This is a genomic window from Pseudomonas delhiensis, assembly GCF_900187975.1.
GTDB classification, from domain to species: Bacteria; Pseudomonadota; Gammaproteobacteria; order Pseudomonadales; family Pseudomonadaceae; genus Pseudomonas; species Pseudomonas delhiensis.
Map to the genome: position 1 here is coordinate 240,076 of NZ_FZPC01000004.1, position 22,123 is coordinate 262,198.

General features: G+C 70.3%; 15 protein-coding genes. 9 read left to right on the forward strand and 6 right to left on the reverse strand.

The features are described from left to right. Positions 1 to 59: 59 nt before the first annotated feature. From CHC02_RS05270 to mgtA, 9 genes are all read left to right on the forward strand, one after another. Positions 60 to 1,757, forward strand: a complete 1,698-nt coding sequence (locus tag CHC02_RS05270; protein ID WP_089390454.1) for an autotransporter assembly complex protein TamA — start codon at positions 60 to 62, stop codon at positions 1,755 to 1,757. Further along, complete coding sequence (locus tag CHC02_RS05275; protein WP_089390455.1) at positions 1,754 to 5,419, forward strand: translocation/assembly module TamB domain-containing protein; 3,666 nt, start codon at positions 1,754 to 1,756, stop codon at positions 5,417 to 5,419. The genes CHC02_RS05270 and CHC02_RS05275 overlap by 4 nt, the downstream gene beginning before the upstream one ends. Positions 5,420 to 5,549: 130 nt before the next feature. Next, positions 5,550 to 6,161 (forward strand): CDP-alcohol phosphatidyltransferase family protein, encoded by a 612-nt coding sequence (locus CHC02_RS05280; protein ID WP_089390456.1) that lies wholly within the window; start codon positions 5,550 to 5,552, stop codon positions 6,159 to 6,161. Positions 6,162 to 6,246: 85 nt separating this feature from the next. Further along, positions 6,247 to 8,010 carry a bifunctional alpha/beta hydrolase/class I SAM-dependent methyltransferase gene (locus tag CHC02_RS05285; RefSeq protein ID WP_089390457.1) on the forward strand — a complete coding sequence of 588 codons (1,764 nt, stop codon included), beginning with the start codon at positions 6,247 to 6,249 and terminating at the stop codon, positions 8,008 to 8,010. After that, a complete protein-coding gene (locus CHC02_RS05290) occupies positions 8,007 to 9,347 on the forward strand; it encodes a phosphatase PAP2/dual specificity phosphatase family protein (RefSeq protein WP_089390458.1) in 1,341 nt (446 codons plus the stop codon). The genes CHC02_RS05285 and CHC02_RS05290 overlap by 4 nt, the downstream gene beginning before the upstream one ends. Further along, complete coding sequence (locus CHC02_RS05295) at positions 9,337 to 9,783, forward strand: hypothetical protein (protein WP_089390459.1); 447 nt, start codon at positions 9,337 to 9,339, stop codon at positions 9,781 to 9,783. Before CHC02_RS05290 ends, CHC02_RS05295 begins: the two co-directional genes overlap by 11 nt. Positions 9,784 to 9,794: 11 nt before the next feature. Then, the gene (locus tag CHC02_RS05300; RefSeq protein WP_089390460.1) at positions 9,795 to 10,424 is read left to right on the forward strand and encodes a lysophospholipid acyltransferase family protein; all 630 of its coding nucleotides are present in this window, start codon (positions 9,795 to 9,797) and stop codon (positions 10,422 to 10,424) included. Position 10,425: 1 nt separating this feature from the next. After that, positions 10,426 to 11,358, forward strand: coding sequence for a phosphatidate cytidylyltransferase (locus CHC02_RS05305; protein ID WP_089390461.1), 933 nt, complete (start codon positions 10,426 to 10,428; stop codon positions 11,356 to 11,358). A gap of 90 nt (positions 11,359 to 11,448) precedes the next feature. Beyond that, positions 11,449 to 14,169 (forward strand): magnesium-translocating P-type ATPase, encoded by a 2,721-nt coding sequence (gene mgtA, locus CHC02_RS05310; protein ID WP_089390462.1) that lies wholly within the window; start codon positions 11,449 to 11,451, stop codon positions 14,167 to 14,169. Between the two features lie 239 nt (positions 14,170 to 14,408). Here the strand turns inward: mgtA and CHC02_RS05315 are convergent, their stop codons facing one another. The 6 genes from CHC02_RS05315 to CHC02_RS05340 form a co-directional block, all read right to left on the reverse strand. Then, the gene (locus CHC02_RS05315; protein WP_089390463.1) at positions 14,409 to 15,419 is read right to left on the reverse strand and encodes an alpha/beta hydrolase family protein; all 1,011 of its coding nucleotides are present in this window, start codon (positions 15,417 to 15,419) and stop codon (positions 14,409 to 14,411) included. Between the two features lie 195 nt (positions 15,420 to 15,614). Further along, a complete protein-coding gene (locus CHC02_RS05320; protein ID WP_089390464.1) occupies positions 15,615 to 17,204 on the reverse strand; it encodes an ABC-F family ATPase in 1,590 nt (529 codons plus the stop codon). 254 nt (positions 17,205 to 17,458) lie between these two features. Next, a complete protein-coding gene (locus CHC02_RS05325) occupies positions 17,459 to 18,988 on the reverse strand; it encodes an FAD-dependent oxidoreductase (RefSeq protein WP_089390465.1) in 1,530 nt (509 codons plus the stop codon). 86 nt (positions 18,989 to 19,074) lie between these two features. Further along, a complete protein-coding gene (gene ssuD / locus CHC02_RS05330; protein WP_089390466.1) occupies positions 19,075 to 20,211 on the reverse strand; it encodes an FMNH2-dependent alkanesulfonate monooxygenase in 1,137 nt (378 codons plus the stop codon). Positions 20,212 to 20,425: 214 nt separating this feature from the next. Beyond that, positions 20,426 to 21,694 (reverse strand): OmpP1/FadL family transporter, encoded by a 1,269-nt coding sequence (locus tag CHC02_RS05335; protein WP_089390467.1) that lies wholly within the window; start codon positions 21,692 to 21,694, stop codon positions 20,426 to 20,428. A gap of 124 nt (positions 21,695 to 21,818) precedes the next feature. Continuing rightward, positions 21,819 to 22,118, reverse strand: coding sequence for an ArsR/SmtB family transcription factor (locus CHC02_RS05340; RefSeq protein WP_208604341.1), 300 nt, complete (start codon positions 22,116 to 22,118; stop codon positions 21,819 to 21,821). Positions 22,119 to 22,123: the final 5 nt, after the last annotated feature.

Below are 22,123 nucleotides of genomic sequence, written 5' to 3' on the forward strand. Positions count from 1 at the left end.
CGGCCATCGTGCTAGCATCTCGCGCCATGAGACTCCAAGGAACGATTCGGCTAGCGCTGATGGGCCTGCTGTGCTGGATCGGCGCGGCAGTGGCAGCGGAAAGCCAGCTCGACGTACGTATCGACCCCGCCAACTCTGCGCTCAAGGCCAATATCGAGGCCTATGTGGGCAGCGTGGAAGGGCGCGACGAAACCGCCCTGCGACGCCTGCGCCGCACGGTCCAGCAGCAGGCCGTGCAGGCCGCCCAGGCGCTGGGCTACTACCAGGCGCGCATCCGCGCGCGGGTGCGCGGCGACGACAAGAACCCGCGCCTGCGCATCGACGTCTCGCCCGGCGAGCCGGTGAAGCTGCGCACGGTCAACATCCGCATCGAGGGCCCGGCGGCGCAGCTGAAAAGCTTCCGCACTCCCGCCGGCGATGGCCTCAAGCCCGGCGCGCAGCTCAACCACGGCACCTACGAGGACGCCAAGCGGCTGATCCAGAACCAGGCCTCGCGCTTCGGCTTCTTCCGCGGCCAGTTCACCCGCCAGCAACTGCGCGTCGACCCCGAGGCCGGGGTGGCCGACATCGAGCTGGTGTACGCCAGCGGCCCGCGCTACGCCCTGGGCGCGGTCAGCTTCAGCGGCGACTTCCCCTTCGACGAGGAACTGCTGCGGCGCATGGTGCCCTTCCAGCAGGGCGAGGCCTACGACTCCGAACTCATCGCCGACCTCAACCAGGCCCTGCAGTCCAGCGGCTACTTCGACGGCGTGCGCGTCGACGCATCGCCCCTGCAGGCCAAGGGCGAGAGCATTCCGGTGGCGGTCCACCTGACCGCCCGCAAGCCGCGTTCCCTGGGCGTCGGCCTGGGCTTCTCCACCGACGTGGGGCCGCGCGCCAAGTTCAGCTGGACGCGCCACTGGGTCAACCCCCAGGGCCACAGCCTGGGCACCGAGGCCGAAGTCTCGGGGCCGCGGCAGAACGTCGGCGCCTGGTACGAGGTGCCGCTGGACCCGCCGCTGACCGACAAGCTGCGCTTCACCACCGGCTACCAGAACGAAGACCTGGTGGACACCGAGAGCAAGCAGTTCACCCTCGGCGGCGAATGGCTGCGCAAGCTGCCCAGCGGCTGGCAGCGTTCCTTCTCCCTGGGCTGGCTGCACGAGGAATACCTGCTGGGCGACGACTCGGGCAACAGCAGCTTCCTCATGCCCGGCTTCGGCTATTCCATCCTGCAGGCCGACAACAAGGTCGACCCCCACCAGGGCTACCGCCTGCAGCTGGAGACCAAGGTGGCCAAGGAGGGCCTGCTGGCCGACGCCGACCTGGCCCACGTCAGCGCCATGGCAAAGGGGTTGACCACCTTCGCCGGCGGCCACCGCCTGCTCGGCCGCGCCCAGGTCGGCTTCATCGCCACCAACGACTATTCGAGCATCCCGCCGTCGCTGCGCTTCTTCGCCGGCGGCGACCAGAGCGTGCGCGGCTACGACTACCAGACGCTGTCGCCGAAGAACTCCCAGGGCGACCGCATCGGCGGGCGCTACATGGTCGCCGGCAGCGTCGAGTACCAGTACCCGCTGGCCGAAAAATGGCGCCTGGCGACCTTCATCGACCAGGGCAACTCCTTCAACTCGCTGGACTTCCCCTCGATCAAGACCGGCGTCGGTTTCGGCATCCGCTGGGTGTCGCCGGTGGGGCCGCTGCGCCTGGACCTGGCCGACGGCCTGGACGAGGGCGGCGGCTGGCGCATCCACTTCTCCATGGGGCCCGAGCTGTGACGCGCCTGCTGAAATACTTCCTGGCCGCGCTGCTCGGCCTGATCCTGCTGCTGGCCGTGGCGCTGTTCGCCATCCTCGGCAGCGAGGCCGGCAGCCGCTGGGCCCTGGGCCTGGTGCCGGGCCTGCAGGTGCAGGGCTATGCCGGCCGGCTGGGCGGGGCCTGGCAGGCCGAGCACCTGGCCTGGAGCGACGGCGCCACCACGCTCGAGGTCGAGCGGCCGCAGTTCGCCTGGTCGCCGGCGTGCCTGCTGCAGGGGGCGCTGTGCATCGACCGCCTGGTGGTCGAGCGCGTGCAATTGCGCCTGGCGCCGGGGCCTGCGGAACCCAGCGAAGGGCCGATCCAGCTACCGGCGCTGAAGCTGCCGCTGGCGGTGCGCCTGGGCGAAGTGCGCCTGGGCAGCTTCCTGCTCGATGGCAACGAACAGGTCAGCAACGTCCAGGCCAGCGCCCACTGGGAGGCCGGCGGCCTGCACATCGACACCCTCAAGGCCGCCCGCGGCGACCTCGCCGTGGACCTGAGCGGCCTGCTCGTCCCCCAGGGCAACTGGCCGCTGCAGGCTCAGGGCAGCCTGCGCCTGCCGGCGCCCGGCGAGCAGCCCTGGGCATTGAAGCTGCAAGCCAAGGGCGAACTGCTCGGCCACCTATTGCTGGAAGCCGACAGCAGCGGCTACCTGCAAGGCCACCTGAGCGGCGACCTGCAACCGCTGGCGGAGAACCTGCCGGCCAGCGCGAAGATCACTGCCGACGGCTTCCGCGGCGCGGCGGACCTGCCCGACACCCTGGTGCTGAACAAGGTGCTGCTGCAGGCCAGGGGCGACCTGGCCGCCGGCTACCAGGTCAGCGGCTCGGCGGTGCTGCCGGGGGAGGGCGGCGACGTCGCCCTGGCCCTGCAGGGGCGCGTCGACGCCAAGGGCGCGGACATCGCCGCGCTGAACCTCAGCGCCGCGCCGGAACAGCGCCTGGGCCTGAGCGGCCGCCTCGACTGGCAGGACGGTTTCGCCGCCGACGCCAGGCTGGACTGGCTGGACTTCCCCTGGCTGCGGCTGTACCCCATGGAGCCGCCGCCGGTGGCCATGCACCGCCTGCAGGCCGACCTGCAGTACCGCGACGAGGCCTACCTGGGCAACTTCGCCGCCGAGCTCAGCGGCCCGGCCGGGGCCTTCCAGCTGAGCAGCCCGGTGTCCGGCAACCTCACCGAGGTGCACCTGCCGTCGCTACAGCTCAGCGCCGGCCAGGGCAAGGCCGAGGGCAGCCTGGGCCTGAAGTTCGCCGGCACCCTGGCCTGGGACGCGCAACTGAAGCTGAGCGACCTCGACCCGGCCTACTGGGTGGCCGAGCTGCCGGGCAAGCTGGCCGGCCCGCTGAGCAGCCAGGGCAGCTACAGGGACGGCGTGCTCGCCCTGCAGGCCAACCTCGACCTGCAGGGGCGCCTGCGCGGCCAGCCGGCGGTGTTCAAGACCGCCGCCAACGGCCAGGGCCAGAACTGGAAAGTCGACGGCCTGGAGCTGCGCCTGGGCGACAACCGCATCAGCGGCCAGGCCAGCCTCGACCAGCGCCTGGCCGGGCGCCTGGACATCGCCCTGGCGCGCCTGGGCCAGCTCTGGCCGCAGTTGCAGGGCCAGGTCAACGGCCGCCTCGACCTGGCCGGCACCCTCAAGGCGCCCCAGGGCGAGCTGAGCCTCAAGGGCCAGCGCCTGGCCTTCCAGGACAACGGCGTGCGCAGCCTGGACCTCGGCGCCCGCCTCGACGCCGGCCAGCGTGGCCGCCTGGAGCTGCTGGCCGACGGCGTGCGCGCCGGCGAGACGCGCTTCGGCCAGTTCAAGGCCAGTGGCCAGGGCGACCTGCAACGCCAGCAGCTCGACCTGTCCCTGCAGGGCCGCCCGCTGGTGCTGGCGCTGGGCTTCGACGGCAGCTGGAACGGCCGCGACTGGCGCGGCCGCCTGGCCAGGGGCGAGATCCAGAGCGGCGGCCAGGACTGGCGCCTGCAGCAGCCGGCGCGCCTGGAGCGCCTGGCCGACGGCCGGCTGAACCTCGGCGCGCATTGCTGGGCCTCCGGCGCGGCCAGCCTGTGCGGCGGCGAGCAGCGCCTGCTGCCGGAGCCGCAACTGCGCTGGCAACTGCGCGACTTCCCGCTGGACAGCCTGGCGCGCTGGCTGCCCGAGGACTTCGCCTGGCAGGGCAAGCTCAACGGCGAGGTCAAGCTCGACCTGCCGGCCCGCGGCCCCAGCGGCAACATCCTGCTGGATGCCGGCGCCGGCACCCTGCGCCTGAGGGAGCAGGAGCAGTGGGTCGACTTCCCCTACCAGAGCCTGCGCCTGGAAAGCCGCCTGACGCCCACGCGGATCGACAGCAGCCTGCAGTTCCACGGCAACAGGCTCGGCACCCTGGAAGCCCAGGCCGTGCTCGACCCGCGGCCGAAGAGCAAGCCGCTGACCGGCAGCTTCACCCTGGCCGGGCTGGACCTGGCGGTGGCGCGGCCCTTCGTGCCCATGGTCGAGACCCTCAAGGGCCGCCTGGATGGCAGCGGGCGCATTTCCGGCGGCCTGTTGCAGCCGCGCCTGGACGGCGAGCTGCGGCTGTCCGGCGGCGAGCTGTCCGGCGGCGACCTGCCGACGCGGGTGGCCAACCTGCAGGTGCTGGCGCGCATCGCCGGCGAGCGCGTCGACCTCAGCGGCACCTGGAGCGGCGGTGAAAAGGGCAACGGCAGCCTGGGCGGCTACCTGGCCTGGAGCCAGGGCCTGGACATGGACCTGGCGCTGCGCGGCACCGACCTGCCGGTGACGGTCGAGCCCTACGCCACCCTGGAAGTCACCCCGGACCTGGCGCTGCGCATGGCCGACCAGAAGCTCAGCGTCGCCGGCAAGGTGCAGGTGCCGCGCGGGGCCATCGTCATCCGCCAGTTGCCGCCCTCGACGGTGAAGCTCTCCGACGACACCCTGATCGTCGGCGCCCCGCCCAAGGAGGCCAGCGGCACCCACCTGGCCATGGACGTGGACGTGCTGGTCGGCCAGGACAAGCTGACCTTCGAAGGCTTCGGCCTGAGCGCCGAGCTGGCCGGCCAGGTGCACGTCGGCAACGACATGGACACCCGCGGCGAACTGAGCCTGAACAAGGGCCGCTACCGCGCCTACGGCCAGAAGCTGACCATCCGCCGCGCGCGGCTGCTGTTCGCCGGCCCCATCGACCAGCCGTACCTGGACATCGAGGCGATCCGCAAGGTCGACGACGTGGTCGCCGGCCTGCGCCTATCGGGCAACGCCGAGCAGCCGCGCAGCGAGGTCTTCTCGGAACCGGCGATGAGCCAGGAGCAGGCGCTGTCCTACCTGGTCATGGGCCGCCCGCTGTCCACCGGCGAGGACAGCAACATGCTCGGCGAGGCCGCCCTGGCCCTGGGCCTGGCCGGCAGCGCGCCGGTCACCGGCGAGGTGGCCCGGCAACTGGGCATCAAGGACTTCGAACTGGGCACCGAGGGCACCGGCAACAGCACCAGCGTGGTCGCCAGCGGCCAGCTCTCCGAGCGCCTGAGCCTGCGCTACGGCGTAGGCGTGTTCGAACCGGCCAACACCATCGCCCTGCGCTACCTGCTGAGCAAGAAGGTCTACCTGGAAGCCGCCAGCGGATTGGCCAGCTCGCTGGATATCTTCTACAAGCGCGACTTCTGAGTGGTGTTCGGCAATCCGGGCGATTTCAGATAAGTCCCATGGAACCCCCCGGGGGGGATGCGGCTATGCTGGATGTCCAGCGGTTCGCCTGTGGCGATCGCACCGTCCACGCACCAGAGAGAAGGAACTCATGGCCTCGGTCTACCAACTCAAGTCGCGTTTCCAGGACCTGTTGCGGCCACTGGTGGCGCGCCTGCACGCCCGCGGGGCCACGGCCAACCAGGTGACCCTCGCGGCCTGCGCCCTGTCGCTGCTGGTGGCGGCGCTGGTCGCCGGCCTTGCCAGCCACCCCTGGGTGTTCGCCCTGATCCCGCTGTGGATGTTCCTGCGCATGGCGCTCAACGCCATGGACGGCATGCTCGCCCGTGAGTTCGGCCAGCAGTCCAGCCTCGGCGCCTACCTCAACGAACTCACCGACGTCGTCGCCGACAGCGCGCTCTACCTGCCCTTCGCCCTGTTGCCTGGGGTGACCCCCGCCTGGGTCGTGCTGGTGGTGGTGCTGGCGCTGCTCACTGAATACGCCGGCGTGCTCGGGCGCATGGTCGGCGCTTCCCGGCGCTACGACGGCCCCATGGGCAAGAGCGACCGCGCGCTGTGCTTCGGCGTGCTCGGTGCCGGTGTCGCCAGCGGCCTGCTGCCGACGGCCTGGCTCGACACCGTGATGGGCGTGCTGGCCGTGCTGCTGGCGTTGACCATCGTCAACCGCGTGCGCCAAGGGCTGGCCGAGCAGCGCCAGGCCTGAACGACGACCGGCGCGGCGGCGGCCGCCGGATTTCACTGACGGGGACAGGACCGTCCTTCCATTCCATCCGCGAACAGAGGATGTCATGCGCGAACACTCCATCCACCATTTCACCACCCATGACGGCGTGGAACTCTTCTACCGCCACTGGCCGGCGCCGCAGCCCGAGGCCGATGCGCCGCGCCGGGCGTTGCTGCTGCTGCATCGCGGCCACGAGCATTCCGGGCGCATCGGCCACCTGGCCGACGAGCTGGACCTGCCGGGCTTCGAGGTTTTCGCCTGGGACGCCCGCGGCCATGGCCAGTCGCCCGGCGAGCGCGGCGACAGCCCGGGTTTCGGCACCAACGTGCGCGACTTGCAGAGCTTCGCCGAGCATATCGCCGCTCACCATGGCGTTGCCCTGGAAGACCTGGCCGTGGTGGCGCAGAGCGTCGGAGCGGTGCTGGCCGCCACCTGGGTTCATGATTACGCGCCGCCCATCCGCAGCCTGGTACTCGCTTCGCCGGCGTTCAAGGTCAAGCTCTACGTGCCTTTTGCCCGCACCGGGTTGAAGCTGGCGCAATACTGGCGTGGCAACTTCTTCGTCAACAGCTACGTCAAGGCTCGCTTCCTCAGCCACGACCCGCAGCGTATCGCTTCCTACGACAGCGACCCGCTGATCGCCCGCCCCATCTCGGTGCGCGTGCTGCTGGGGCTCTACGAGGCCGCCGAGCGGGTGGTGGCCGATGCCCAGGCGATCCAGGTGCCGACCCAACTGCTGGTTTCCGGCGCCGACTTCGTGGTGCACCGCGCGCCGCAGCAGCGTTTCTTCGAGCGCCTGGGCACGCCGCGCAAGGAAATGCACGTGCTGCCGGGGTTCTTCCACGACACCCTCGGCGAGCGCGACCGCCACCTGGCCCTGGGCCGCGCGCGGCGCTTCATCCTCGAATGCTTTGCCCAGGCGCCGCAGCAGCCCTCGCTGCTGGATGCCGACCGCCTGGGGCACAGCTGCGCCGAGGCCGAGGCGCTGGCCACGCCGCTGCCGCCGTATTCGCCGCGCGGGCTCTACTGGCGCGCCACCCGCGCCGGCCTGCGACTCGGCCGGCTGCTCTCCGATGGCGTCAAGCTGGGCTTCGACACCGGCTTCGACTCCGGCAGCACCCTGGACTACGTCTACCGCAACCAGCCCAGCGGCAGCGGGCCGCTTGGCCGCCTGGTGGACCGCGCCTACCTGGGCTCCATCGGCTGGCGCGGCATCCGCCAGCGCAAGCTGCACATCGAGGAACTGCTGCGCCTGGCCATGGCACACCTGCGCGAGCAGGGCCGCGAGGTGCGTATCCTGGACATCGCCGCCGGCCACGGTCGCTACATCCTAGAGGCGCTCGCCGGCGTCGAGCCCTTGCCCGAGAGCGTGCTGTTGCGCGACTACAGCGAGCTCAACGTGCGCGAAGGCTCGGCGCTGATCGAGCGCCTGGGCCTGGCCGACCGGGCGCGTTTCGCCCAGGGCGACGCCTTCGACCGCGACGACCTGGCCGCGCTTCGGCCGCAGCCAAGCCTGGCGGTGGTTTCCGGGCTCTACGAGTTGTTCGCCGGCAACGCCGAGGTCGGCCGCTCCCTGGCCGGGGTGGGTGATGTGCTGGAGGAGGGCGGCTACCTGATCTATACCGGCCAGCCGTGGCACCCACAGCTGGAGCTGATCGCCCGCGCCTTGACCAGCCACCGTGGCGGCCAGGCCTGGGTGATGCGCCGCCGCAGTCAGGTGGAAATGGACCAGTTGGTGGCCGCCGCCGGCTTCCGCAAGCTCACCCAGCGTGTCGACGAGTGGGGCATCTTCACCGTCTCCCTGGCCGTGCGGGAGCCGCGCCCATGACTCCACGGGACGCCGGCGTGCTGCGCCGGGCGCTGGCCTGGCTGCTGTTCCTCGGTCCGTTCTTCTTCCTCAGCTACGGCTTCGCCAACTGGCTGACCGCCCAGCGCACCGATGTCGGCGTGCTGGCCTTCGCCTGGGAGCGGCACATCCCGCTGTGGCCCTGGAGCATAGTGCCGTACTGGTCGATCGACCTGCTCTACGGGTTGTCCTTCCTGCTGCCGCGCAGCCGCCAGGAACTGGACCGCCATGCCCTGCGCCTGTTCAGCGCGCAGGTACTGGCGGTGGCCGGCTTCCTCCTGTTGCCGCTGCGCTTCAGCTTCGAGCGGCCGCCGCTGGACGGTGTCTTCGGCTGGCTGTTCGACGTGTTGATGGGTTTCGACAAACCCTTCAACCAGGCGCCGTCACTGCACATCGCACTGCTGGTGGTCCTCTGGGCGATCTATGCGCGCTACGCCCGCGGGGGCTGGCGCTGGCTGCTGCACGGCTGGTTCGCGCTGATCGGCGTGTCGGTGCTCACCACCTGGCAGCATCACTTCATCGACCTGCCCAGCGGAGCCCTGCTGGGCTGGTTGTGCGTCTGGCTGTGGCCCTGGCAGGCGCGCCCACCGTTGGCGGGCTGGCGCCTGGCGGCGGACCGGCAGCGCTGGCGCCTGGCCGCCCTGTACGCGGCGGGCGCCGCCGTCCTGGCGTTGCTGGCGGGCAGCGGGCAGGGCGCCTGGTTGTGGCTGCTGTGGCCGGGGCTGGCCCTGGCCCTGGTCGCGCTCATCTACCTGGGTTTCGGCGCCGAAGGCTTCCAGAAGGGGGCCGATGGGCGCCTGGCTCTGGCCACCCGCTGGCTGCTGGCACCCTACCTGCTCGCGGCTCGCCTCAACTCGCGGCTGTGGACGCATCGGCGGCCGCGGCCGGACGAGGTACTGCCGGGACTGTGGATCGGCCGCGTGCCCACCGACGCCGAGTTGGATGCCACCCCCTGCCGCGCCGTGCTCGACCTCAGCGCCGAGCTGCAATGTGCGCCGGCAGGCCGGGCCCACGCCTGCCTGCCGCTGCTGGACCTGGTGGCGCCAAGCGTAGAGCAATGCCGGCGGGCTGCCGGGCTGATCGACGACCTGTTGCCGCGGGGCCCGCTGCTGGTCTGCTGCGCCCTGGGCTACTCGCGCAGCGCCACTGTGGTGGCGGCCTGGCTATTGCTCAGTGGTCGCGCCGCGAGCCCGGAGGCGGCGCTGGCGTTGCTGCGCCAGGCGCGCCCGCAGGTGGTGCTCAAGGCCGCGCAACTCGCCAGTCTGGCCGAGCTGGCCGGTGGCCGCCGGTCGGCCCTGGAGATCGGCCATGCCAGCTGACGTGCAACTGCTGCTGGTGGCCAGGTTGCTGCGCCGTGGCCGGGACCTGGGCCGCCTGTCCGACGGCCTGACGCTGCTGGCCATGGGCCTGGGGCTGTATGTAGCAGCCTTCGCCGGGGCCAGCCCGGGCTTCGCCCTGGGCATGGCGTTGCTGGTGCTTCTGGGCCTGGCGCAGAAGTGCTACGCCTTGCGCGTGGCCTTGGACGCCGATCTGTTCGAGGCCCTGGCCGCGCCGGCCGAGACCTTGGCCGAGCGCACCGAACGGCTTGACCAGGGGCTGGGTGAACTGCTCGGCCTGCCCGCGGAAAAGGCCGGGCGCAGTTGGCCGCAACGCAGCCGCGGCGCTCTGCGCCTGCTGCGCTGGCAGGCGCTGCTGTGTGCGGCGCAATGGCTGGCCGCCTTGCTCTGCCTGCTCACCCTGGCCCTGACCCCCTGAAGGAAACCCGGATGCTGGAAAAACTCCTCGCCTACGCCATCATCGCTGGCGCCCGCACCGTTACCGGCCTGCGCAGCCTATGGCTGGGCACCACGCCCAAGCCGGTGCAGCGCATCTACTACGCCAACCACAGCAGCCATGGCGATTTCGTCCTGCTCTGGGCCTCGCTGCCGCCCGAGTTGCGCCGGTGCACGCGGCCGGTGGCCGGCGCCGACTACTGGGGCAAGCCGGGCCCGCGCGGCTTCATCATCAACCGGGTGTTCAACGGCGTGCTCATCGACCGGCAGCGTGGCGAAGCCTGTGGCGACCCCCTGGCGCCCATCGAACAGGCGCTGGCCGCCGGCGATTCGCTGATCCTGTTCCCCGAGGGCACCCGCAACCTGGACGACGAGGTGCGTCTGCAGCCGTTCAAGAGCGGCATCTACCACCTTTCGCGCAAGCATCCGCAGGTGGAGCTGGTGCCGGTGTGGATCGCCAACCTCAACCGGGTGATGCCCAAGGGGCGTGCCTTGCCCTTGCCATTGCTGTGCACCTTGAGCTTCGGCGCGCCGCTGGTGGCCGGCGAGGAGGAGGGCAAGGAGTCTTTCCTCGAACGCGCCCGCGATGCATTGCTGGCATTGGCGCCAGCGGAGGGGCACTGAGATGACCGGACAGACCTGGCTGTTGTTCGCCGGCATCGGCGCCCTGCTGGTGAGTGCCTCGCTGATCGGCGCGCTGCTGCGCTGGCGCGCCGTGCCGGGGCCGCACGCGGTGATCGACAACCTCAACGCGCGGATCAAGGCCTGGTGGGCGATGGTCGCGGTGATCGGCTGCGCCTTTGCACTCGGCCACTGGGCGGTGATCCTGCTGTTCTACGGCGTGTCGTTCTACGCCTTGCGCGAGTTCATGACGCTGATGCCGACCCGCCGCAGCGACTACCCGGCGTTGGTGGCGGCCTTCTACTTCGTGCTGCCGATGCAATACCTGCTGATCGCCATCGACTGGTACGGCATGTTCTCCATCTTCATCCCGGTGCACGTGTTCCTGCTGCTGCCGATCCTGGCCTCGCTGGGCGGCGACGCCAAGCGCTTCCTCGAACGTACCGCCAAGGTGCAATGGGGGCTGATGCTGGCGGTGTACTGCATTTCCTTCGTGCCAGCGTTGCTGACCCTGGACATCCCCGGCTTCGAGGGGCGCAACCTGTTGCTGATCGCCTTCCTGGTGATGGTGGTGCAGCTCTCGGACGTGCTGCAGTATGTCTGCGGCAAGCTGTTCGGCAAGCGCAGGATCGCCCCCAACCTGTCGCCGTCCAAGACACTCGAAGGTTTCGTTGGCGGTGTAGCCCTGGCCACCGCCATCGGTGGCGCGCTCTGGTGGATCACTCCCTTCGCGCCCTGGCAGGCGCTGCTGATAGCGCTGATGATCAATATCCTCGGCTTCTTTGGCGGCCTGGTGATGTCGGCGATCAAGCGCGACCGCGGGGTCAAGGACTGGGGCCACATGATCGAGGGCCACGGCGGCATGCTCGACCGCCTGGACTCGGTGTGTTTCGCCGCGCCGGTATTCTTCCACGCGGTGCGCTACTGGTGGACCTGAGGCCCGTCCGCCGGGTCTTCATGGCGCCTTAAGGAACACCTCGCAGACTCCCGCTGCCGCCGGCCAGGGCGGCGGTGATGGGGAGTCGTCATGCGTTTCGAACAGATCCGGACCCACCTGCTGGAGTTCCTCAACAAGGGCCTGCCCGCCCGGCAACTGCGCCGGCTGGTGCTGCTCGACCTGCTGCGGGGTTCGGCGGCCGGGCGCCAGGCCCCGGCGCAACTGGCCCAGGGCCTGCTGGAGTGGTCGGTGCTGGAGCCGCAGGCGCTGTTCGAACGCCTGGGCAGCCGACGCGAGGGCCTCAGCGAGGCCGAGGCCGCCGAGCGCCGCGACAGCGTCGGGCTCAACGAGGTCGACCAGGCGCGCCCCATGCCCTGGTGGACGCACCTGTGGCTGTGCTACTGCAACCCCTTCAACCTGCTGCTCAGCGTGCTGGCGCTGGTGTCGCTGTTCACCGGCGACAGCCCGGCGGCGGTGGTGATCGGTGCCATGGTCGGCATTTCCACCCTGCTGCGCTTCGTCCAGGAGAAACGCTCCAACGACGCCGCCGAGCAGCTCAAGGCCATGGTCGGCAACACCGCCACCGTGTTCCGCGGCGCGGAGGGCGGGCAGGGCACGGCGCAGCGCCTGGAGGTGCCGATCCGCCAACTGGTGCCCGGCGAGGTGCTGTGGCTGTCGGCCGGCGACATGGTGCCGGCGGACGTGCGCCTGTTCAGCGCCAAGGACCTGTTCGTCAGCCAGGCGGCGCTCACCGGCGAGTCGCTGCCGGTGGAGAAGTTCGCCCAGGTCCGCGACGCCCGCCAGGGCAACCCGCTGGAGCGCGACAGCCTGTGCTTCATGGGCACCACCGTGGTCAGCGGCTCGGCCCGCGCGGTGGTGGTCGGCACCGGCGCGCAGACCTATTTCGGCTCGCTGGCCGAGCGGGTGATCGCCAGCGACCACACGCCCACCGCCTTCCAGGCCGGGGTCAACAAGGTCAGTTGGCTGCTGATCCGCTTCATGCTGGTGATGGCGCCCATCGTGTTGCTGCTCAACGGCTTCACCAAGGGCGACTGGCTGCAGGCGGCGCTGTTCGCGCTGTCCATCGCCGTCGGCCTGACCCCGGAAATGCTGCCGATGATCGTCACCTCGACCCTGGCCAAGGGCGCGGTGGCGCTGAGCCGGCGCAAGGTCATCGTCAAGCGCCTGGACGCCATCCAGAACTTCGGCGCCATGGACATCCTCTGCACCGACAAGACCGGCACCCTGACCCAGGACCGCATCGTCCTGGAGCGCCACACCGACGCCTTCGGCGAGGTGGAGGACCGCGTGCTGCAACTGGCCTTCCTCAATAGCCATTACCAGACCGGGCTGAAGAACCTGCTGGACGTGGCCGTGCTCGAACACGTGGAACTGCGCCAGGCGCTGCGGGTGGACAGCCGCTACCGCAAGGTCGACGAAATCCCCTTCGACTTCGCCCGCCGGCGCATGTCGGTGGTGGTCAGCGAGCGCGACGACCACCACCTGCTGATCTGCAAGGGGGCCCTGGAGGAAGTGCTGGCGGTGTGCACCTCGGTGCGCGAGCGCGAAGGCGTCGAGCCGCTGACCGGCGAACGCCTGGCGTGCATCCGCGCGGTGGCCGAGGCGCTCAACCAGGACGGCCTGCGGGTGGTCGCGGTGGCCACCCGCGAGCTGCCGCCCAGCCGCGACACCTACGGCCTGGCCGACGAGCAGGGGCTGTGCCTGGACGGCTACATCGCCTTCCTCGACCCGCCCAAGGAGACCACCGCCCCGGCCCTGCGCGCCCTGGCCGCCAACGGCGTGGCGGTGAAGGTGCTGACCGGCGACAACGAACGGGTGACGCTGAAGGTCTGCCGCGACGTCGGCCTGGCGGTCGACGGCGTGCTGCTGGGCCCGCAGCTGGACGACATCGACGACGCCGCGCTGGGCGAGCTGGCCGAGCGCACCACGCTGTTCGCCAAGCTGACGCCGACGCACAAGGAACGCCTGGTCCGCGTGCTGCGCGAGCGCGGCCACGTGGTGGGCTTCCTCGGCGACGGCATCAACGACGCCCCGGCGCTGCGCACCGCGGACATCGGCATCTCGGTGGACTCGGCGGTGGACATCGCCAAGGAGGCGGCCGACCTGATCCTCCTGGAGAAGAGCCTGATGGTGCTGGAGGAGGGCGTGGTGGAGGGCCGGCGCACCTTCGCCAACATGCTCAAGTACATCCGCATGACCGCCAGTTCCAACTTCGGCAACGTGTTCAGCGTGCTGGTGGCCAGCGCCTTCATTCCCTTCCTGCCGATGCTGCCCATGCAGCTGCTGGTGCAGAACCTGCTGTACGACATCTCGCAGATCGCCATCCCCTTCGACGGCGTGGACGCCGAGCAGCTGAGCCGCCCGCAGCAGTGGAACCCCGACGGCCTGGGGCGTTTCATGGTGTTCTTCGGGCCGCTCAGCTCGATCTTCGACATCACCACCTTCCTGCTGCTCTGGCACGTGTTCGGCGCCAACGCCCCGGCGCACCAGGCGCTGTTCCAGTCCGGCTGGTTCGTCGAGGGGCTGCTCTCGCAACTGCTGGTGGTGCACATGATCCGCACCCGGCGCATCCCCTTCCTGCAGAGCCGCGCCTCCTGGCCGCTGCTGGCGATGACCGCGGCCATAGGCGCGCTGGCGATCTTCCTGCCGATGGGGCCGCTGGCGCGCTACTTCCACATGCAGCCGCTGCCGGCGGGTTACTGGCCGTGGCTGGTGGCTATCCTGCTGGGCTACATGGGCCTGACCCAGGCGGTGAAGGGCTGGTTCGCGCGGCGGTATGGGTGGTCGTAGGGGTTGAGAGAATCGCGGACGGAGTCCTACCCCGCCACCGCTGTCCCACCTGTAGGAGCGCGCCCTGCGCGCGATTCGCGGGCAGGGCCCGCTCCTACGGTTCAGGAAAGCACGGGCGTAGGAGCGGACTTTGTCCGCGATCGGATTCACCGGCCACGCCGGACGCCCCGGTGGCGCGGCCAACGGCGGATAACCGCGAACGGTTATGCGCCCTACGCGTAGGCGGAGTGTGCCCGGCCTCAGCGCAACATCGCCTGCACCTGTTCCGGCTGCAGCGCCTCGTCGAAAAAGCGCTGCGCATCACCAATCAGGTTGCGGTGGATGGCCACCCGGTCCACCCCTTCCGCGTCCTTGCACAGGCCCGGGGTGGCGGCGGTTTCCTCGTCGTTGCAGGGGGCCATGAAGACGAAGTGGCCGGCGCCCAGCAGCACGTGGAAGTCGGCGCTGCGCGGCAGCTTGCGGGCCAGGGCGGCGGCGTTGCGGGTCCAGTCCAGCACCTTGTCGGCGTCGCCGCTGTAGATCAGCACCGGGATGTTCACGTCGGCCAGCTCGCGGCTGCCGAACATCAGCCCCAGCGGCGCCAGCAGCATCGCCGCGCCCACCCGCGGGTCGGCCATGGGCGCCAGGTCGCTGCGGTCGGCCAGCAGCTCGCCGCCGCCGCTGCAGGCGTCGCGGTCGTCCGGGCGCCGCGTGCAGTAGCGGCGCAGGCGCTCCAGGCGTGGCTGGGCGCCGGCGAGGATCAGCGCCGTCTCGCCGCCGGCGGAGTAGCCGATCACGCCGATGCGCCGTGGGTCCAGCAGCGGCGCCAGGCGTTCGTCGGCCAGGGCCGCGCTGATGGCTTCGGAGACCTGCAGCGGGCGGCCGTAGAGGTTGCTCAGGGCGCCCAGGCGGCTCTGGTCGTGGAGGTTGTCGCCGGGGTGCAGCAGGGTGATGACCACGAAGCCGCGCCGGGCCAGGGCCAGCACCAGGTCGCGCAGGGCCAGCGGGGTGCCGCCGTTGCCGTGGGAGATGACCAGCAGCGGATGGCGCCCGGCCACCGCCGGGGCTTCCTCGGCCAGGGGCAGGGTGAACAGGCCGAGGGTGGTGGGCGAAACCGCGGCCCGCGTCGGGTAGAAGGCGATGGCGCGCATCGGCCGGTGGTCCAGCGGGTCGTCGAGGGTCAGGCGATGGAAACCGACGTTCAGCGTCTGGGCGCTGGCCGCCAGTGAGAAGATCAGTAGCAGAACGCAACAGACGAATCGCCCCGACATGGTGCTCTCCACCCCCAACGCAGCCTCTGGAACGGGCGTTGCCGGGCGCCTGGGCGCGGCCGGCCGCCGCGGTGCGGACATCCTTGCAGGGTACGCGCCAATTTCGCTTGCGCGCGGGCGGCGGATCGACGGTGGGGGGAGGGGCGTTGCGGGGAGGGGAGCAGGGGATGCCGGCGCGGCATCCCCAGGCGGGCGTCAGACGATCACGCCCTGGCTGCGCAGGTAGTCGTCGTAGCTGCCGCTGAAGTCGGTCACGCCGTTCTCCGACAGCTCGATGATGCGGGTGGCCAGGGAGGACACGAACTCACGGTCGTGGCTGACGAAGATCAGCGTGCCCGGGTAGTTCTCCAGGGCCAGGTTGAGCGCTTCGATGGACTCCATGTCCAGGTGGTTGGTCGGCTCGTCCATCACCAGCACGTTGGGCTTCTTCAGGATCAACTTGCCGAACAGCATGCGGCCCTGTTCGCCCCCGGAGATCACCTTCACCGACTTCTTGATGTCGTCGTTGGAGAACAGCATGCGGCCGAGGGTGCCGCGCACCAGCTGCTCGCCGCCCTGGGTCCACTGGGCCATCCAGTCGAACAGGTTGTAGTCCTCTTCGAAGTCCTCGGCGTGGTCCTGGGCGAAGTAGCCGACGTCGGCGCTGTCGGTCCACTTCACTTCGCCGGCCTGCGGCGGCATCTCGCCGACCAGGGTGCGCAGCAGGGTGGTCTTGCCGATGCCGTTGGGGCCGATGATGGCGATGCGCTCGCCGGCTTCCACCTGCAGGCTCAGGTTCTTGAACAGGGGCGCGCCGTCGAAGCCCTGGCTGACGTTCTCCAGGGTCACCGCCTGGCGGTGCAGCTTCTTGAACTGCTCGAAGCGGATGAAGGGGCTGACGCGGCTGGACGGCTTGACCTCTTCCAGCTGGATCTTGTCGATCTGGCGCGCGCGGCTGGTGGCCTGCTTGGCCTTGGAGGCGTTGGCCGAGAAGCGGCTGACGAAGGTCTGCAGCTCGGCGATCTGCGCCTTCTTCTTGGCGTTGTCCGACAGCAGGCGCTCGCGGGCCTGTTCGGCGGCGGTCATGTACTCGTCGTAGTTACCCGGGAACAGGCGCAGCTCGCCGTAGTCCAGGTCGGCCATGTGGGTGCAGACGCTGTTCAGGAAGTGGCGGTCGTGGGAAATGATGATCATGGTGCTGTTACGCGCCGTGATGACGTTTTCCAGCCAGCGGATGGTGTTGATGTCCAGGTGGTTGGTCGGCTCGTCGAGCAGCAGCAGGTCCGGGTCGGAGAACAGCGCCTGGGCCAGCAGCACGCGCAGCTTCCAGCCCGGGGCCACGGCGCTCATCGGGCCGAAGTGCTGGTCCAGGGGAATGCCCAGGCCCAGCAGCAGCTCGCCGGCGCGGGACTCGGCGGTGTAGCCGTCGAACTCGGCGAACTGCACCTCCAGCTCGGCCACGGCCATGCCGTCGTCCTCGCTCATCTCCGGCAGGGCGTAGATGCGGTCGCGCTCGGCCTTGACCTTCCACAGTTCCTCGTGGCCCATGATCACGGTGTCGATCACCGTGAAGTCCTCGTAGGCGAACTGGTCCTGGCGCAGCTTGCCCAGGCGCACGTTGCTTTCCAGCATGACCTGGCCGGAGGAGGGCTCCAGCTCGCCGCCGAGGATCTTCATGAAGGTGGACTTGCCGCAGCCGTTGGCGCCGATCAGGCCGTAGCGGTTGCCGTTGCCGAACTTGACGGAGACGTTTTCGAACAGCGGCTTGGCGCCGAACTGCATGGTGATGTTGGCGGTGGAGATCAAGGGCTTTACCTATCAATGACTTGCGAGCCGCTGGGCCAGTGTTGGCAGCGGGCCGATACCAATTCGATACCAATCTGGGGTTCCGGGGCCCGGATTTGCGTGGGCGCCGGTGCATCCAGCGGACGTGCGCGAAGAGCAGCATCTGGACGCGATGTCCAAGCTGTTGCGCTTAAGGGGCGGGGTTCATGCCGGACAGGCCGCGGATTGTCGCATAGATGGGCCTGTCCTTGCATGGCCGGTCGTAGCGGGCGGGGCTAGTCCGGCGTCTGTTTCTCGAAGGCGGCCTCGGCCTCCAGGCTCTGCCGGTCGCGGCCCACGGTGGCGACGGCGAGCGCCTTGCCGTCGCGCCAGTAGGTCACCCGGCAGTCGTGGGCGGCGGGGTCGCCGTCGATGTCGATGCGGTCCCAGCTCTGCGCATGGCCGACGTAGTCGATGGTGGTGTCGTACTGGTGCGTCCAGAAGAACGGCACGGCCGTGTAGCGCTGCTGGTGGCCGAGGATGTTGCGCGCCGCCACCAGGGCCTGGCGTTCGGCGACCGCCCAGTGCTCCACGCGGATCGCCTCGCCGGTGCGGGCGTCCGGCCAGCGGGCGATGTCGCCCACGGCGTAGACGTCCGGGGCGCTGGTGCGCAGCCAGGCGTCTACCAGCACGCCCTTGTCCAGGCGCAGGCCGGCGTCGCGGGCCAGGTCCAGCTCGGGGCGGGCGCCGATGCCGACCACCACCAGGTCCGCCGGCAGCGTCGCGCCGCTGGCCAGCCGGACTTGCTGCGCCTCGATCGCCGTGACTTCGGTGCCGAAATGGAAGGCCACGCCGTGGGCCTCGTGCAGGGCCCGGAGCATGTCGCCCAGGGCCTCGCCAAGGACGTGCTCCATGGGCCGCGCACCCGGCGCCACCACCTGTACCTCCAGGCCGCGGGCGCGCAGCGAGGCGGCCACTTCCAGGCCGATGAAGCCGGCGCCCACCACCACGCAGCGGCGGGCCGTGGCGCAGCGGGCGATCAGTTCATCGCAATCGGCTAGGCTGCGCAGCACGCGGACGTGGGGCAGGTCGGCGCCGGGCACGTCCAGGCGCGCCGGCGCGGAGCCGGTGGCCAGTACCAGGGCGCCGTAGTCCAGTACCTCACCGCTGGCGAGGGTCAGCTTCTTGTGCGCGGTGTCGATGTGGCTGACGCGGGTGGCGCAGCGCAGTTCGATGCGCTGGCTGGCGTAGAAGTCCGCCGGGCGCAGCGGCAGCCAGGCGGGGTCGGCGCTGCCGGCCAGGTAGTCCTTGGACAGGTTGGGCCGGTCGTAGGGCGCGGCCGGGTCGGCGCTGAGCAGGGTGATGGGCCCGTCGTAGCCCTCGTGGCGCAGGCCCAGGGCCGCCGCGTTGCCGGCGGCGCCGCCGCCGACGATCACCACCGAGGCCGGCACCTGCGCGCCGACCGGCAGGTCCGCCGCGGGGGCGGGCAGGGGGGCGCCGACATAGGCCTTGCCGTCGCGGCAGTCCACCTGCCAGCGCGGCAGGTCGTCCAGTGCCGGCGGGCCCAGCAGGCGCCCGTCGCGCAGGCGGAAGCAGGCGTGGTGCCAGGGGCAGCGCAGGGTGTCGCCGTCGACCAGGCCCTCGGCCAGGGGCGCGCCATAGTGCGGGCAGGTGGCGCCTATGGCGTACAGTTGGCCGGCCTGGCGCACCAGCAGCGCCGCTTCGCCGCCGACCTGGCCGGCGAGCGGGCTGCCTTCGACGATGTCCGCCAGGGGCACGCCCTGGGCGAAGTCGGGGCCGGGCGGGGACGATGGATGGTCGCTCATCGCTTGCTCCTCGTCTTTTCCTGAAGGTCACCGCTTCAGGATAGCCCCCGGCGCCCGGGCGCACGCCTACGCTCGTCGCGGCGCGGTCAGGCCGCGTGCTCCTTGCCCCGGCCTGCGCGCACGTCGAAGGCGCCGCCGGTGAGCACGCCGTCCACCGTCACCCGGCCCTTGCCCGGCAGCAGCGGGAACACCAGTTCGGCGAAGCGGTAGGCTTCCTCCAGGTGCGGGTAGCCGGACAGCACGAAGCTGTCCACGCCCAGCGCGGCGTACTCCAGCAGGCGCGCCGCCACGGTCTGCGGGTCGCCCACCAGGGCGGTGCCGGCGCCGCCGCGCACCAGGCCGACGCCGGCCCAGAGGTTGGGGGCGACTTCCAGGCGCTTGCGGTCGCCGCCGTGCAGCGCGGCCATGCGCCGCTGGCCTTCGGAATCCATCTTCGCGTAGTTGGCCTGGGCCGCGGCGATGGTGGCGTCGTCCAGGTGGCTGATCAGCTCCTCGGCGGCTGCCCAGGCCTTCTCGTTGGTCTCGCGCACGATCACGTGCAGGCGCACGCCGAAGCGCACCGTGCGGCCGTGGCGGGCGGCGCGCTGGCGCACGTCGGCGATCTTCTCGGCCACCGCCGCCGGCGGCTCGCCCCAGGTCAGGTAGGCGTCGACGTGCTTGGCCGCCAGCTCGTGGGCGGCGGGGGAGGAGCCGCCGAAGTACAGCGGCGGGTAGGGCTGCTGCACGGGCGGGAAGAAGTTCTGCGCGCCGCGCACCTGCAGGTGCTTGCCGTCGTGGTCGACGGTTTCGCCGCCGAGCAGGCGCCGCCAGATGTCGAGGAACTCGTCGGAGGCCTCGTAGCGTTCGTCGTGGGAATAGAACACGCCGTCGGCGGCCAGCTCGGTGGCGTCGCCGCCGGGCACCACGTTGAGCCGCAGGCGGCCGCCGCTGGCCTGGTCGAGGGTGGCCGCCTGGCGCGCCGAGGCGGTGGGGTTGCCCAGGGACGTGCGCAGCGCCACCAGCAGCTTGATGCGGCGGGTGACCGGCACCAGGCTGGCGGCGGTCACCCAGGGGTCGAGGCAGCTGGCGCCGGTGGGGATCAGCAGGCCGTCGTAGCCGAGCTGGTCGGCGGCCACGGCGATCTGCCGCATGTATTCGTTGGTCGCCGGCCGGCCGCTGCCGGAATGGCCCAGGTAGCGGGTGTCGCCGGAAGTGGGCAGGAACCAGAAGATATCCAGGCTCATGAAGGTGTCCTCGTTGCCATCGTCGAAAGGAAGGGGCGTTGCCCCGGGAATGCACGCGTGGCGGTGAGTCTTGTAGGTGGGAGGGCTCGCCGCGGAAAAGGCAAGCCCTGTGCCAGCGCCGGGATTCGTGGCATGCAGCCTGCCACTGCGGCGGCGGGCTGTTGCTGGGCGGGCAAAGTGTTGATTCGCTGTTGTCTGGGCAACAGCTGGCGGGTCAGAACTTCCAGGCGTAGCCGACGCCGAGGATGTCCTGGCTCATCTTCAGGTCGGCCTCGCCGCCGCCGAAGGCCGGGTCGATGGAGCCGCTGCCCTTGACCTTCTCCTCGAAGCCGTGGGTGTAGGCCAGGCTCAGCTCGTTGTCCGCCGACGGGCTCCAGGTCAGGCCGAGGCTGGCGTGGTCCCGGATCACCCCGGGGGCGAGGATGTTGAGGAAGGTCTGGCTGCTCGGCACCGGCTGTTCGGCATGGCTGTAGCCGCCGCGCACGGTCAACTGCGGGCTCAGCTGGTAGCTGGCGGAGAACTTGTACACGGTGATGTCGCGCCAGCCGAAGCCGGGGCCGTTCTTCGAGCCGAGCTGGTTGCCGGCGAACAGCTGCTGTGCGTCGAACGGGTTGCCCACCGAGGTCACGTGGCCGTACTTGATCTCCTGCACGTCGGCGCCCAGGGTCAGGCGCGGAGTCAGCTTGTAGGACAGGCCGGCGCCGTAGTTCTCCGGCACGTCGAAGCTGCCGCCGTCGGCGAACAGGCCGGCGTAGCGGTCGAACTTGTCGGCCTTGATCTTCGAGGCCCAGGTCAGGCCCAGGGTGAGTTCGTCGGTCAATTGGCCCTGCCAGCCCAGGCGCACGCCGACGCCGGTGGAGCTGTCGTGGTCGCGGTCGTCGAGGTTGCCCGGGTCGCTGGAGAACATCGGGTTGGCGAAGGCGCTCAGGCCCTTGCTGGCGAAGCGCTGGTAGACGATGTTCAGCGCGGCGCCGAAGGACTGCCGCTCGCTGAAGCGGTAGGCCACCGAGGGGGTGAAGAACACCTGGCTGAAGTCCACCCCGGCGCTGCCGCGGCTGCCGAAGGCGGCGTAGGGGTTGTGCCGGTAGTCGGTGTTCATGCCGCCGTTGCCGTACACCGCCAGGCCCACGCCGAGGCGCTCGTTCAGTTGCCTGCTGACGCCGAACTCGGGGATCAGGAACAGGTTGCGCGCGTTGCCGTTGTAGTGGCCGTTGGCGCCGGCGCCGTTGCCCTCGATGCTGGCGCTGCGGTCCGGGGCGAACAGGCTCGCGCCCAGGTCCAGGCGGTCGCCGATCCAGGCGGTGCCGGCCGGGTTGTTGGCGGCGGCGAGGGCGTCCTGCGGCTGGGCGATGCTGACCCCGGCCTGGCCCTGTGCCTTGATCCCGTAGCCGTGGAAGAAATAGCCGTTGGTGGCCTGGGCCGCCGGGCTGGCGAGCCCGCCCAGGGCCACCAGGCCGAGCAGCAGACGTGACTGGACTTGCATGAATCGACACTCCCCATGGCGAGGCGGCACCTTGCCGCCTGAAGAGATGTCAATTTAATAGAATGTATAATATCTAACTATAATATTAATTTATTTTAATATGCCTTTCGGAAATATGAAGACGTCAGGGTTGCGGGCAGTAGAGCAGGTAGAGGGTGCTCAGCAGGTGCAGTACCTTGGGGTCCTTCACCGAGTAGAAGATGCGCTTGCCGTCGCGGCGGGTGTCGACCAGGCCTTCGCTGCGCAGCACGCCGAGTTGCTGCGAGAGGTTGGGTTGCTGGATGCCCAGGAGTTCCTCCAGCTCGCCCACCGAGCGTTCGCCCTGGCTCAGCTGGCAGAGCAGCATCAGGCGGTCCGGGTGGCTCAGGGAGCGCAAGGTGGTGGCGGCCTCGGCGGCGGCCTGGCGCATCTGCTGGATATCCATGGGGC